Source organism: Billgrantia antri (assembly GCF_019430905.1).
GTDB classification, from domain to species: domain Bacteria; phylum Pseudomonadota; class Gammaproteobacteria; order Pseudomonadales; family Halomonadaceae; genus Halomonas; species Halomonas antri.
The window spans coordinates 124,830-137,568 of record NZ_JAHYCA010000004.1 but is presented as its reverse complement, the minus strand read 5'-3'; the positions used below and the strand labels follow the sequence as shown (position 1 = coordinate 137,568).

Genomic DNA, 12,739 nt, shown 5'->3' with positions numbered 1-12,739 from the left:
TTACGTTTCGCTATGTGATGCTTTTATGATCAGCACCGAAAAGAGGCGTCGCTCCAAGGTCGCCGGGGCTTGTTACGACGTCTTGCACAGCGTTATCCACAGTTTCTGTGGATAACGCTTCGCCCGGGTTCAGGTGAGCTCGCAACGTGTGTGGTGCGGTAGGAGCAACTCCACCGTGCGCTCGTGGTCACTGCTCAAGCGCTTCTGCAGCAGGGCCAGGCCGCCCAGGCAGACACGGTGCTCGTCCCCCTCGGCGAAGGCAAGGCGCTGCGAGCAGGTGGGGTAAAAGCGATACTGGAGCAGTGGAGATACGGGAAAAATGCCATGGTAGCGGTCTTCGCTGCCCGCGAGACCGGCTGCGGACAGGGCGGCATCGAGTGCTTCGAAACTGCTGCCGAGGCGTGCACAGTCGAAGCCGGCGTGGTGCACGCTCGGCCCCATGGCGGCAAACCAGGCAGCCAGGGGGTGGGCGTCGTACAGCGTACGATACAGGGGCCAACTGGGCATGGGCCAGGGACGGCCGCGGCTCAGCAAATTCTTGCCCCGCGTATCCTTGGGGTGGGCGCGGCTCACCAGCTCGGCAAGTGCATCGCGTGGCTGGCGCGAAAGGCTGCTTAGCTGTAGCTCCGCCAGCACCAGCCAGGTGCCGTTGTCGGGAGGTGCCAGCAGAGTGACCAGCAGCCCACGATCGGCCATGGCATAACGATGCACGGGGCGATAGCCGAGATGGCCGAGCGTGGGCTGCAGATCCTCGGCGGCGAAAGGAGGCTGATTGAGGGTAAGCAGCGTAAGGTACTCGACCGGCGCATCCATCGGCCACAGGCGCAGCATGCCCACATCCGGATGTTGATGGATGTAGTCGAGCCAGAGCTGCTGGAGAAATTCTTCCCTTTGCATCGTGCCGTTCCTTATGTCCTGATGCGCGTGCGCATTAGACCTCAGTATAGGGGCTGGACAGCAACGGCTTTCAACGCGGGAAGAACGTTAAACGGGAAATGAACGCAAGGCCGGGGTCGAAGGCAGCGCCCCGGCCCGGGGCATCATGCCATCAGGGCATTGTCGCGAACATACTGGTCGAATTCGGTGAAGCCGCCGACATGCTGTTGGTCAATGAAGATTTGCGGCACGGTCGAAACCGGCTTGCCGATGGTCTTCTCCAGGTCGGCCTTGCTGATACCTTCGGCCCAGATGTCCACGTAGCGGTGGCCCTCGATCGCGTTGGCACTTTCGAGGCTCTTGGCGAGCTGCTGGGCGCGAACGCAGAAGGGGCAGCCGGGACGACCGAAGATGACCACGAACATAATGAAACTCTCCTGAAGGTTTTCCTAAGCCCCATTGTGAAGGATGAGAGAGGCTTGGGCCAATAGCAGGCTGCTAGTGGCCCGATTGGGGAGCCCTATCGTCGAGACCGCTGGGCGGGAACCCTAGTATGTCCTGAGTTCGTTGGCGTCGGCTGCACGTAGCAGATCGCCCAGCTCAGCCTGGATTTCAGGCGCGCAGACCAACAGGTTCTCGCCGTAAAGGTCTTCGGGGATGCCCTTGGGGCAGGGGTAGAGGTGTCCGTGACGGGCGCCGGCCTCGCGGGCGATCAGTACGCCGGCGGCGAAGTCCCAGGGCGACACGCTTTCGTAGTAGGCGTCGAGTCGACCACAGGCTACATCGCACAGGTCGAGAGCGGCCGAGCCGTTGCGGCGTACGTCCTGGCAGTGTTCCAGTACCGCCATCAGCCGGCGCATCAAGGGTGGACGGCTGTCACGACGGTAGGGAAAACCGGTGCCGACCAGACAGCGCTGCAGGCTGGTGGTGCGGCTGGCATGGATCGGCTTGCCGTTGCGCCAGGCCCCCTGGCCATAGAGGGCGGTATAGGTCTCGCCGAGAAAGGGGGCGTGTACCACGCCCAGACGGGTCTTGCCCTCGCTGACCCAGGCAATGGAGACGGCCACATGATACAGACCATGTGCGAAGTTGACGGTGCCGTCGATGGGGTCGATGACCCAGAGCGCTTCCGCCGTGCGCATCACTTCACGGTCCGGGGCGAGTTCCTCGCTGAGCCGTTGCTCGCCAGGCAGGCTGGCGTCGAGTCGCTCGCTGATCAGCGTGTCGACGGCCACGTCGACGTCGGTAACCAGTTCCTGGCCGTTCTTGAGTTGCTGGTTGAAGCTCTGGCTCTGTCTGGCCGCCACTATTCGCTCGCCGGCCTCCTGGGCGATGGAGACGGCCAGCTCTAAACGTTGCTGGGGGAGCATGGGCATTCCTCGTCGCGCATGAAGCTGCCAGAATAGCAGCCGTGAGGCGTCCTGCCGAACGGGACCTCCTGTCCTTCAGCGCCCATTGTACAAGAGGAGTGTGACATGCTGGCCCCAACGCCCGAGCAGTATCGGCGCCTGAACGAGATGGCTCAGGCCTGGAAGCGACGGCATGGCGCTGCGCTTGAAGCAACCCCGGGGCGCAATTCGCAGCTCGATGTCGATGCGTTGTGTTTCCAGGTCTTTCCGGACGCTGGCGAGACGTCGACGGCGAGCGACTATCTGGTAGGCGCCCTGATCAGTCCCGTCTCGCTATCCCTCGTGCTGTTTCCGGTCGTTGCCAGCGACGCTTCACCGGTCGAAGGCGAGCGTCGGGCGTTTGTACTGCCTTCGGGGCGCTACCCATTCGTCGCTGAGACGCTGGACGATGGCATATGGCTATGGCGCTGCGATCTGCTCGACGACCTGACCGACCTGGAGACGCGCGAAGAGGGTAGCCGTCTGGCTCAGCGTTTGATGGACCGTGTCATGCAGCCCGATGATGCCAGTTGAGGCCAGGCCTTGGCTGGCCTTGTTCACTGCCTCGGGCCTATGCTGAGGATTCGTCATTTCAACGTCGTGGAGAAGGAATTACCCATGCCCCATGCAACGACCTCCGTGCCACGCGTCGCCCTGGTAACGGGAACCGCCAGCGGCATCGGCGAGGCGGTAGTGCGCCAGTTCCGTGAGCTCGGCCATCAGGTCCTGGCCGTCGATTTCAACGAGCAGGCCAAGGAGAAGGCCGACGCCGCCGGGGCGGCGTTCTACCAGGCCGATCTCACCGACGGCGAGGCCTGCAAAGGGGCCGTGGCGGAGGCGATCAAGCGCTTCGGGCAGGTCGACATCCTGGTCAACAACGCCGGCATCCAGCATGTCTCGCCGATCGAGGACTTCCCCGAAGCCAAGTGGCGGCAGATCATCGACCTGATGCTGACGGCGCCCTTCCTGCTGACCCAGGCGGCATGGCCCTCGATGCGTCAGAATGGCTGGGGGCGGATCGTCAATATCGCCTCGGTACACGCCCAGGTCGCCTCGCCGGGCAAGTCCGCCTACATCAGTGCCAAGCACGGCCTGATCGGACTGACCAAGACGGCAGCGCTGGAAGGCGGCCCACAGGGGATCACCGCCAATGCCATCTGCCCGGCCTACGTCAAGACGCCACTGGTAGAGAACCAGATTGCCGACCAGGCCAGGCTGCACAACATGAACGAGCAGGACGTGGTGGAGCAGATCATGCTCAAGAATGCTGCGGTCAAGCGTCTGATCGACCCCGAGGAGGTCTCTGGTCTGGTGGCCTACCTGGCCTCGGATGCGGCAGGCGCGGTGAGCGGATCGAGCTGGAATATAGACTTGGGCTGGACGGCTCAGTAAGCGCTACGGAAATTGCTACTCACGCGAGCGGCACCGGGCACAGGTCGAAGCGGAGGTCTTTTTCCAGGGAAGGAAAAAGTAGCGCCCAAGGATCGGGTTACAGCGCCTTCGCGCAGACCTGTCGCCGGGAAAGCCGCGACGTCAACCTCCAACCTGACAGCCGAAACCTCGCCACGTTGGAAAGTCAGCGCCGCACCGGGCGCTTTTGTAGCTTGCGCTGCAGGGTGCGGCGGTGCATGCCCAGGGCGCGGGCAGTGGCGGAGATATTGCCGTCGTGCTCCTGCAAAACCTTCTGGATATGCTCCCAGGCGACGCGATTGATCGAGGGCGGGTTGTCTGCCACTTCGGCATCTGGATCGCCCTCTTCGCGCCCCAGGGCGACGAGGATCTCGTCGGCATCGGCGGGCTTGCACAGGTAGTTGACCGCACCCAGCTTGATTGCTTCCACCGCGGTGGCGATGCTGGAGTAGCCGGTCAGCACCACGACTCGGCAGTTCGGCACCACCTCGAGCAGCTCCGGCAACAGCTTCAGGCCCGAGCTGTGCTCCAGCTTGAGGTCGAGGGTGGCCAGCTCGGGGCGGTGGCGGCGGGCCAGCGCGAGTGCCTGCTCGGCATCGTTGGCCACCAGCACCTCATAGCCGCGCCGGCCCAGGGCGCGGGAGAGCACGTGGCAGAACATTTCATCGTCGTCGACGATTAGCAGGCGTGTTTCGGCGTCTTGCATGGTGTCCTCGTCGCTCAGGGCTCACTGTGCGGCAGGATCACTTCGGTCAGCGTCCCCCCGTCAGGATGATTATACAGTCTCACGCCACCGCCGAAGCGGTTGATGGTGGCATGAGTGAGAAACAAGCCGATGCCCAGCCCCTTGCTCTTGGTCGAGACGAAGGTTTCACCCAACTGGTCGGCAATGTCCAGGGTGACGCCGGGTCCGTGGTCGCGGATGTCGATCACCGTTTCTTCGGCGCTCCAGTCGAGACGGATCTGGATGTCGTCCGGATTAGCGTCGGCGGCGTTGTTGAGCAGGTTGGTAATGGCCTGGTCCAGCGTGGTATCGACCTTGAGCCAGGGTGTGCCGCGTTGTTCGCTGATTTCGAGACGGTAGCTGACGTCTGGCCGCAGCACCAGCCAGCGCTGCACGACGCCCTGCAGCCAGTCGCGCGCGTCGAGCACCTCGGGCTCGGCCATGCGCCGCCGATCGGCGCTCTCCACCAAGTTTCGCAGTCGCGACTTGCATACGTCGACCTGGCGACGCAGCAGCTCGATGTCCTCGATCAGCTCCGGGTCGTCGCGGGCATCCTCGCGCATCTCGGTGAGCAGTACCGCCATCGTCGACAGCGGCGTGCCCAGTTCGTGGGCGGTGCCTGCCGCCTGGGTGGCGACCGCAACGATCTGTTCGTTGCGCAGGGCGGATTCGCGGGTCTGGGACAAGGCCTGCTCGCGGCTGCGCAGGGCGTGGGCCATCTTGAAGATGAAGAACGTCACTAGCCCTGCCGAAAGGCCGAAGTTCAGCCACATGCCCAGCACGTGCAGGTTGATGCCGAAGCCTTCGTGGTAGTGGGCAAACTGCGGCACTGGGTGGTAATCCCACATCAACAGCGTGTACGACGCCATGGCCGTCGAGGCGACGATCCAGGCGTAGCGCCAGGGCAGGGTGGCGGCGGCGATGGTGACCGGTACCAGGTAGTAGTTGATGAAGGGGTTGTTGGAACCACCGGTAAGGTAAAACAGCAGCGTGAGCCCGAAGATGTCGGCGAGCAGATGAAGCACGTATTCGGTATGGCTGACCGCCCATTGGCGGCCGAGTCGCCACCAGGTGAACAGGTTGACCAGTCCCATGCATACGATCACGCCGATGACGGCGGGCACCTCCAGCTCGAAGTGAAGCAGCTCGATACCCACGATGACCGCCACCAGGAAGCCGGTCCAGGTGATGCCGCGCACGATGGTCAGGCGAATCAGGTTGCGGCTGGGCGTCGAGAGTGGCAGGGGCGGGGCGGTTGGCATGGAGCCTCCAGCGATTAATCCGCCGACATGATAGCGTGTCGTGTCCTTTCTCGCCGCTGCCCTACAACTGTGCGAGGCAAAGCCGTAGAATGCGTGCCATTCCACACTCACGCACCGTCATGGGTGCCATACGACGAATTCGAGACTGATGTCTGATGCCGATCTGGCCCGGGAAGTCGGGCTGCGCAGAACCTTTGCCATTATCTCGCACCCCGATGCGGGCAAGACCACCATCACCGAGAAGATGCTGCTGTTCGGAAACGCCATTCAGCTCGCCGGCTCGGTGAAGAGCAAGCGCAACGACCGCCACGCCACCTCCGACTGGATGAAGATGGAGCAGGAGCGGGGCATCTCGGTGACCACCTCGGTGATGCAGTTCCCCTACGGCGGGCGCATCGTCAATCTGCTCGATACTCCTGGGCACGAGGACTTCTCCGAGGACACCTATCGCACCCTGACCGCCGTCGACTCGGCGCTGATGGTGATCGACGGAGCCAAGGGCGTCGAGGCGCGTACCATCAAGCTGATGGAGGTATGCCGCCTGCGCACCACGCCGATCCTCACCTTCGTCAACAAGATGGACCGCGACATTCGCGATCCCATTGAGGTGATGGACGAGGTGGAGACGGTACTCAACATCCAGTGTGCGCCGATGACCTGGCCGATCGGCATGGGGCGTCACTTCAAGGGGGTCTATCACCTCTACAACGACGTGATTCACCTCTACACCCAGGGGCAGGGCAGTCGCATTCCCGACGACAAGCGCATCGAGGGCCTGGACAGCCCCGAGGTCGAGGCGGTGCTTGGCGCAGAAGCGGCCGAGGAACTGCGCATGGAGGTGGAGCTGGTACGTGGCGCCTCTCATGAGTTCGATCTCGATGCCTACCGCCGCGGTGAGCTGACGCCGGTCTACTTCGGCACCGCCATGGGCAACTTCGGGGTACGTGAGATGCTCGACGGCTTCGTCGAGTATGCACCGCCGCCGCAGCCCCGTGAGACCGACACCCGCAGCGTCGCGGCCGACGATTCACGCTTCACCGGCTTCGTGTTCAAGATCCAGGCCAACATGGATCCCAAGCACCGTGATCGCATCGCTTTCCTGCGGGTCTGCTCGGGCAAGTACGAGAAGAACATGAAGATGCGCCATGTGCGCATCGGCAAAGACGTCAAGATCGCCGATGCCCTGACCTTCATGGCCTCCGACCGCGCCCACGTGGAAGAGGCCTGGCCCGGCGACATCATCGGCCTGCACAACCACGGCACCATCCAGATCGGTGACACCTTCACCATGGGCGAGGACATGCGCTTCACCGGCATCCCGCACTTCGCCCCGGAGCTGTTCAAGCGTGTGCAATTGAAGGACCCGCTCAAGCTCAAGGCGCTGCAGAAGGGGCTCCAGCAGCTCTCCGAGGAGGGCGCCACCCAGCTGTTCCAGCCGCTGGACAACAACGACCTCATTCTCGGCGCCGTGGGCACCCTGCAGTTCGATGTAGTCGCCCATCGCCTCAAGGAGGAGTACAAGGTCGACTGCATCTACCAGCCGATCAATGTGCAAACCGCGCGCTGGGTCTATTGCGACGATGCCAAGAAGCTCGAGGAGTTCAAGCGCAAGGCGAGCGCCAACCTGGCGCTGGATGGCGGCGGCTACCTGACCTACATTGCTCCCACCAGGGTCAACCTGCAGATGACCCAGGAGCGTTGGCCGGAGATTCGCTTCGCTGCTACCCGGGAGCACTGACGTCCGGCACGCTGGGCACCCTAGGGGTTGAAGGGAGACGGTCATGGCATCGAAGATGCTGAAGGAGTTTCGCGAATTCGCGGTCAAGGGCAACGTCGTCGACATGGCGGTGGGCATCATCATCGGTGCCGCCTTTACCTCCATCGTCAACAGCCTGGTCAAGGACGTCTTCACTCCGTTGATCGGGCTGGCGACGGGAGGGATGAACTTCACCAACCAGTTCCTGGTGCTGCGCGACGCTCCCGGCGACGCGCTCTACCACACCCTGGAGCAGGCCCAGGCGGCCGGGGCGGTGACCCTCAACTATGGCCTGTTCCTCAATGCGGTGTTGTCGTTCGTGATCGTGGCCTTCGCCACCTTCCTGCTGATTCGCAACATCAACCGGCTCAAGAACCTCGCCTATCGCCCCGAAACGGCGGCTGCACCCACCGTCAAGGATTGCCCCTTCTGCCTGAGCAAGATCCCCATTCCGGCCACACGCTGCCCGGCTTGCACCTCGCATTTGCCGACCACGCAAGCCGAATCGGAGTGACTCGGCAGCGCGATGATTCACGCAAAGGAGCACGACACGGATGTTGATAGATGCTCACTGCCACCTGGACTTCGAGGCCTTCGACGAGGACCGCGAGGCGATGTTCGCACGTGCCAGGGGGGCCGGGGTCGGCCATTTCATGGTGCCTGGCACCACCCGCCAGCGCTGGCCTTCCGTGCTGGCGCTGGGCAAGCGCGAGGACGTGCACGTCAGTCTGGGGCTGCACCCTTATTTCATGCACGAGCACGGTGAGGACGACGTCGAGGCGTTGGCGCGCATGCTGGACCAATGCCCCGAGGTGCGGGCCCTGGGCGAATGCGGCATCGACGCGCGCTTCGAAGAGACCCTGGACGCCCAGTGGGCGCTGTTCAGCGCCCAACTGCGCCTGGCCAAGTCGCGCCAGTTGCCGGTGGTGATCCACTGCGTGCACGCCAACGACAAGGTCTCGAAACGCTTGCGTGAGCTCGATCTCCCTGCGGGGGGGCTGATTCATGCTTTTTCCGGCTCGCCGGATCAGGCCTGGAAGTTTCTCGATCTCGGCTTCGTGGTGGGGCTGGGCGGTGCGGTCACCTACCAGCGCGCCCAGCGCCTGTGGCGCGCGGTAAAAAGCCTGCCCGAGGATGGCTTCGTGCTCGAGACCGACAGCCCCGACATGCCGCTGTGCGGCTACCAGGGCCAGCGCAACGAGCCGGTACGCATCGTTCAGGTCTGTGAAATGGTGGCGAAACTGCGTGGCGAAACGCCCGAGGCGATCGCCGCCCAGAGCACGGCGACCGCCCAGCGGATATTCGGCTTGGACTTGTCCTAGGCGCTTGCCTGGGCCAGCTGCTCCGGGTCGAGGCGTTCGATCGGGTAGGGGAGCTTCAGCAATTTGGCGGCTTGACCGTCGACACTGAGCGGCCCGATATCCTCCCGCGTGGTGAGCACGGCAAGGATCTCGGCCTGACCGTAGGCGTCGAGTTCCGCCGCTACCACCTCTCCTGACGCCTTGCCATTGGCATCGACCACGCTGGCGCCCAGCTCGGGCAGCCGGCTTCCTTCCAACTGGGCGCGGGCCAGGCGCTTCTTCACCTGACCGCGGAAGTGGGCGCGGGCCACCACTTCCTGGCCGGTATAGCAGCCCTTCTTGAAGCTGACGCCACCCAGCGCCTCCCAGTTGATCATCTGCGGCAGCAGGGCGTCCCGGTGGGCCGGCGTCAGCCAGGCGAGCCCGGCCTGGATATCCTGCAGGCACCAGACGGCGTTACCGACCGCAGCCGCCTGCTCGTTGAGCCGGGTGGCGACCGCTTCGGCCTGCTCCAGTGTCAGGCAGGCCAGCAGCCGGTGCTGTGGCCCCGGGTGGGCCAGCAATTGCACCTTCTCGTCACCCGACTGGTGCCAGACGGCGGGAGGGGCGACGTCGAAGCGTACCTCCGCCAGCGCCTGGGCCTCCTTGCCGATCAGCCCCAGCAGGGCCAGGTCGTCGCGTATGGCGAGTCCGCTCTTGTAGAACGGCGCGAACTTCTTCAGGTGGTCGCGCAGCGGCGCGAGCAGGTCGCGATGCAGGATCAGGCGATAGCGCTCGGCATCGATGCGCAGCAGTTGGGCGTTGGCCAGCATGCGACCCTTGGCGCTGCAGAAGCAGGCCAGCGGGGCGAAGCTGCCGTTGGCGAGATCGATCTGGGCGCTGGCCTGACCTTGCAGCAACTTGTCGGCACCAGGGCCGCTAACATCCAGCACGCCAAGGTGGACGAGCGGGGTGATGACGGTGTGCTCCATGGCCTGGCGGGCGGGCTCGGGGGTGTCGAACGTCACCCGCTCGTCACTCAGGTATCGCCCTCCCAGGGCGGTGATCCAATCGTTCATGCCAGTCTGGCTCCGGGTCGTCGTCGGGGAATATGGCTCATGGTATGCGGGCAAGGTGGCGAGAATGCAAGCGGCTGCCACTCCGGGGTTGCCATGCTAGACTCGTGCTTTCCCATTCCATGCCCGGGGAGACAGGCATGCCGCAACAGTCGCTCAGTTTCAGTGGCGTGGAGAACGCCGATCAGGTCAACCGTATCACCACGGCCCTGATGATGGTGGATGGCGTGGAGAGCGCCGAGGTGGGGCGCCATGGAGCGGAAGTGGAAGGACGCGTCAGTCGCGAGGCGCTGATTCGTGCCGTCCAGGTCCTCAAGCTTCCCATCCAGGTAAAGTAGCGAGCGGAACGCACAATGAAAAATTCCATCGAGATCGTCAGCGAGCGCAACAGCATCTTTCGTCAGCGGGTCCGTATCGAGGGGTTCGAGGATCTCTACGCCGATGTGCCCCAGGCCTTCGGCGGCGAGGGGAGCGCACCAGACCCGCACGACTACTTCGACCTTTCGCTCGGCGCCTGCAAGGCGATCACCGCGCAGATGTACGCCCGGCGCAAGCAGTGGCCGCTCGAGGGCATCAGCGTCAGGGTCAACCGCGACGACAGCGAGGAACGCAAGGGCGTTTACCGACTCGAAGTGGTGATGACCTTCCATGGCATCGACGATGCCGAGCAGCGGGAGCGGCTGGAGGAGATCAGCCACAAGTGCCCCATTCATCGCCTCATGACCAGCGCCACCGTGGAGGTCACCACGCGCAGTGCCGCTATTCTCGGGGCGTAGCCATACTGCGCCACCGTTGAGATACCGGCTACATTGGATGTTGTTACCAGGCGCCCTTCGGCGCCTGGGGCCTGTTGGGAGCCGCCATGAGCAAGCCGTTTCGCCTCAATGCCAACTTCAAGCCCGCCGGGGACCAGCCTGCCGCCATAGAAGGCCTGATCCGGGGGCTCGAGTCCGGGCTGGCCCATCAGACGCTGCTCGGCGTGACCGGTTCGGGCAAGACCTTCACCATGGCCAACGTGGTGGAGCGGCTGCAGCGGCCCACCATCGTCATGGCGCCCAACAAGACCCTGGCCGCCCAGCTCTACGGCGAGTTCAAGTCGTTCTTTCCCGACAACGCCATCGAGTACTTCGTCTCCTACTACGATTACTACCAGCCGGAAGCCTACGTTCCCTCGTCGGATACCTTCATCGAGAAGGACGCTTCTATCAACGACCACATCGAGCAGATGCGACTCTCGGCGACCAAGGCATTGTTAGAACGTCGCGATGCTCTGATCGTGGTCTCGGTCTCGGCCATCTACGGTCTCGGCGACCCCGACCAGTACCTCAAGATGCGCTTGCACTTCACCCGCGGCGAACTGATCGACCAGCGCTCGTTCCTGCGCCGCCTGGCGGAGCTGCAGTACACCCGTAACGACATGGACTTCAAGCGCGGCACCTACCGGGTGCGCGGCGACGTGATCGACATCTACCCGGCCGATTCCGACGAGGAGGCGGTGCGGGTCGAGCTGTTCGATGACGAGATCGACTCGATCCGGCTGTTCGACCCGCTCACTGGCGAGGTGCGTGGCCAGGTGCCGCGCATGACCATCTACCCAAAGAGCCACTACGTGACGCCGCGTGAGACGATCATTTCGGCCGCCGATCGGATCAAGGCCGAACTGGTCGAACGCCTGGAGTGGCTGCGCAAGAATGACCGCCTGGTGGAGGCCCAGCGGCTGGAACAACGCACGCTTTACGACCTCGAGATGATGAACGAGCTGGGCTACTGCAACGGTATCGAAAACTACTCACGCTATCTCTCGGGGCGTGCGCCGGGCGAGCCGCCGCCCACCTTCTTCGACTACCTGCCGGATGATGCGCTGTTGTTCATCGACGAATCCCACGTCAGCGTTCCCCAGGTCGGCGGCATGTACAAGGGCGACCGCTCGCGCAAGGAGACACTCGTCGAGTACGGCTTTCGCCTGCCGTCGGCGCTGGACAACCGTCCGATGACCTTCGAGGAGTGGGAAAGCATCTGCCCGCAGACGATCTTCGTCTCGGCCACTCCGGGGCCCTACGAGGCTGAGCACGCCGGCCAGGTGGTGGAGCAGGTGGTGCGTCCCACCGGGCTGGTCGACCCCGAAATCGAGGTGCGTCCGGCCTCGACCCAGGTCGACGACCTGCTCTCCGAGATTCGACTGCGTACCGAGGTGGGCGAGCGGGTGCTGGTCACCACCCTGACCAAGCGCATGGCGGAGGATCTCACCGAATACCTCGACGAACATGACGTGCGGGTCCGCTACCTGCACTCGGACATCGACACCGTGGAGCGGGTGGAGATCATCCGCGACCTGCGCCTGGGCAAGTTCGACGTGCTGGTGGGCATCAACCTGCTGCGAGAAGGGCTCGACATTCCCGAGGTCTCGCTGGTGGCGATCCTCGATGCCGACAAGGAGGGCTTCCTGCGCAACGAGCGCTCGCTGATCCAGACCATCGGCCGGGCGGCACGCAATGCCCACGGCAAGGCGATCCTCTACGCCGACCGCGTGACCGACTCCATGCGCCGCGCCATCGACGAGACCGAGCGGCGCCGCGCCAAGCAGATCGCCCACAATGAGAAACACGGCATCACGCCGACCACCGTGACCCGCTCGGTGGCTGACATCATGGAAGCGGCCCAGGCCCCGGGGCGCAAGGGCAAAGGGCGGCGCAGCGAGCGCAAGGTAGCCGAGGGCGCAGCGATCTACGATATCTCCGAGCTCTCGCCGACCGACCTGGTCAAGGAGGTCTCGCGAGTCGAGGATGCCATGTTCGAGGCGGCCCAGAACCTGGAGTTTGAGGAGGCGGCCAGGCTGCGCGACCGGCTGCATGAGCTCAAGGAGCGGCAGTTGGCGCTTGGATAGTCTGTTTGCTCGAGGCTTTTCGTCGACAGGGCTGCGAGGGGGCGCTGTAAACCCATCCCTGGGCGCTACTTTTGCCCTGCTTC

General features: G+C 63.9%; 14 protein-coding genes. 8 read left to right on the top strand and 6 right to left on the bottom strand.

The features are described 5' to 3' along the window. Nucleotides 1-129 precede the first annotated feature (129 nt). From KPL81_RS12150 to KPL81_RS12140, 3 genes are all read right to left on the bottom strand, one after another. Entirely contained in the window at nucleotides 130-897 is a 768-nt protein-coding gene (locus KPL81_RS12150; protein ID WP_219792416.1) for a VOC family protein, read from the bottom strand. Nucleotides 898-1,040: 143 nt separating this feature from the next. Continuing rightward, the gene (locus KPL81_RS12145; RefSeq protein ID WP_209478232.1) at nucleotides 1,041-1,301 is read right to left on the bottom strand and encodes a GrxA family glutaredoxin; all 261 of its coding nucleotides are present in this window, start codon (nucleotides 1,299-1,301) and stop codon (nucleotides 1,041-1,043) included. Nucleotides 1,302-1,424: 123 nt separating this feature from the next. Further along, the gene (locus KPL81_RS12140) at nucleotides 1,425-2,246 is read right to left on the bottom strand and encodes an inositol monophosphatase family protein (protein WP_219792415.1); all 822 of its coding nucleotides are present in this window, start codon (nucleotides 2,244-2,246) and stop codon (nucleotides 1,425-1,427) included. Between the two features lie 105 nt (nucleotides 2,247-2,351). Here KPL81_RS12140 and hybE point away from each other — a divergent pair, with 105 nt between their 5' ends. Together hybE and KPL81_RS12130 are read left to right on the top strand one after the other, a co-directional pair. Continuing rightward, nucleotides 2,352-2,798, top strand: coding sequence for a [NiFe]-hydrogenase assembly chaperone HybE (hybE, locus tag KPL81_RS12135; RefSeq protein WP_219792414.1), 447 nt, complete (start codon nucleotides 2,352-2,354; stop codon nucleotides 2,796-2,798). Nucleotides 2,799-2,882: 84 nt separating this feature from the next. Then, entirely contained in the window at nucleotides 2,883-3,656 is a 774-nt protein-coding gene (locus tag KPL81_RS12130; RefSeq protein WP_219792413.1) for a 3-hydroxybutyrate dehydrogenase, read from the top strand. A 184-nt stretch (nucleotides 3,657-3,840) separates the two neighbouring features. Here KPL81_RS12130 and KPL81_RS12125 read toward each other — a convergent pair whose 3' ends face one another. Together KPL81_RS12125 and KPL81_RS12120 are read right to left on the bottom strand one after the other, a co-directional pair. Further along, nucleotides 3,841-4,380, bottom strand: coding sequence for a response regulator transcription factor (locus tag KPL81_RS12125; RefSeq protein WP_219792412.1), 540 nt, complete (start codon nucleotides 4,378-4,380; stop codon nucleotides 3,841-3,843). A 14-nt stretch (nucleotides 4,381-4,394) separates the two neighbouring features. Further along, a complete protein-coding gene (locus KPL81_RS12120) occupies nucleotides 4,395-5,660 on the bottom strand; it encodes an ATP-binding protein (RefSeq protein ID WP_219792411.1) in 1,266 nt (421 codons plus the stop codon). 148 nt (nucleotides 5,661-5,808) lie between these two features. On the opposite strand from KPL81_RS12120, the gene KPL81_RS12115 reads away from it, so the two are divergent. The 3 genes from KPL81_RS12115 to KPL81_RS12105 are packed head-to-tail and all read left to right on the top strand — an operon-like array spanning nucleotide 5,809 to nucleotide 8,738. Further along, the gene (locus tag KPL81_RS12115; protein WP_219792410.1) at nucleotides 5,809-7,398 is read left to right on the top strand and encodes a peptide chain release factor 3; all 1,590 of its coding nucleotides are present in this window, start codon (nucleotides 5,809-5,811) and stop codon (nucleotides 7,396-7,398) included. A 43-nt stretch (nucleotides 7,399-7,441) separates the two neighbouring features. Beyond that, on the top strand, nucleotides 7,442-7,930 hold the full coding sequence (gene mscL, locus KPL81_RS12110; protein ID WP_219792409.1) for a large conductance mechanosensitive channel protein MscL: 489 nt from the start codon (nucleotides 7,442-7,444) through the stop codon (nucleotides 7,928-7,930). Nucleotides 7,931-7,970: 40 nt separating this feature from the next. Beyond that, nucleotides 7,971-8,738 (top strand): TatD family hydrolase, encoded by a 768-nt coding sequence (locus KPL81_RS12105; RefSeq protein ID WP_219792408.1) that lies wholly within the window; start codon nucleotides 7,971-7,973, stop codon nucleotides 8,736-8,738. Here KPL81_RS12105 and ygfZ read toward each other — a convergent pair. Then, nucleotides 8,735-9,775 (bottom strand): CAF17-like 4Fe-4S cluster assembly/insertion protein YgfZ, encoded by a 1,041-nt coding sequence (gene ygfZ, locus KPL81_RS12100; protein ID WP_219792407.1) that lies wholly within the window; start codon nucleotides 9,773-9,775, stop codon nucleotides 8,735-8,737. The two genes, KPL81_RS12105 and ygfZ, sit on opposite strands and share 4 nt — an antisense overlap. Before the next feature lie 137 nt (nucleotides 9,776-9,912). Here ygfZ and KPL81_RS12095 point away from each other — a divergent pair, with 137 nt between their 5' ends. The 3 genes from KPL81_RS12095 to uvrB all read left to right on the top strand — a co-directional run bounded on the left by KPL81_RS12095 (nucleotide 9,913) and on the right by uvrB (nucleotide 12,656). Beyond that, nucleotides 9,913-10,110, top strand: coding sequence for a hypothetical protein (locus KPL81_RS12095; RefSeq protein WP_219792406.1), 198 nt, complete (start codon nucleotides 9,913-9,915; stop codon nucleotides 10,108-10,110). 15 nt (nucleotides 10,111-10,125) lie between these two features. Further along, nucleotides 10,126-10,548 carry an OsmC family protein gene (locus KPL81_RS12090; RefSeq protein WP_209478244.1) on the top strand — a complete coding sequence of 141 codons (423 nt, stop codon included), beginning with the start codon at nucleotides 10,126-10,128 and terminating at the stop codon, nucleotides 10,546-10,548. Nucleotides 10,549-10,634: 86 nt separating this feature from the next. Continuing rightward, nucleotides 10,635-12,656 (top strand): excinuclease ABC subunit UvrB, encoded by a 2,022-nt coding sequence (uvrB, locus tag KPL81_RS12085; protein ID WP_219792405.1) that lies wholly within the window; start codon nucleotides 10,635-10,637, stop codon nucleotides 12,654-12,656. Nucleotides 12,657-12,739 lie beyond the last annotated feature (83 nt).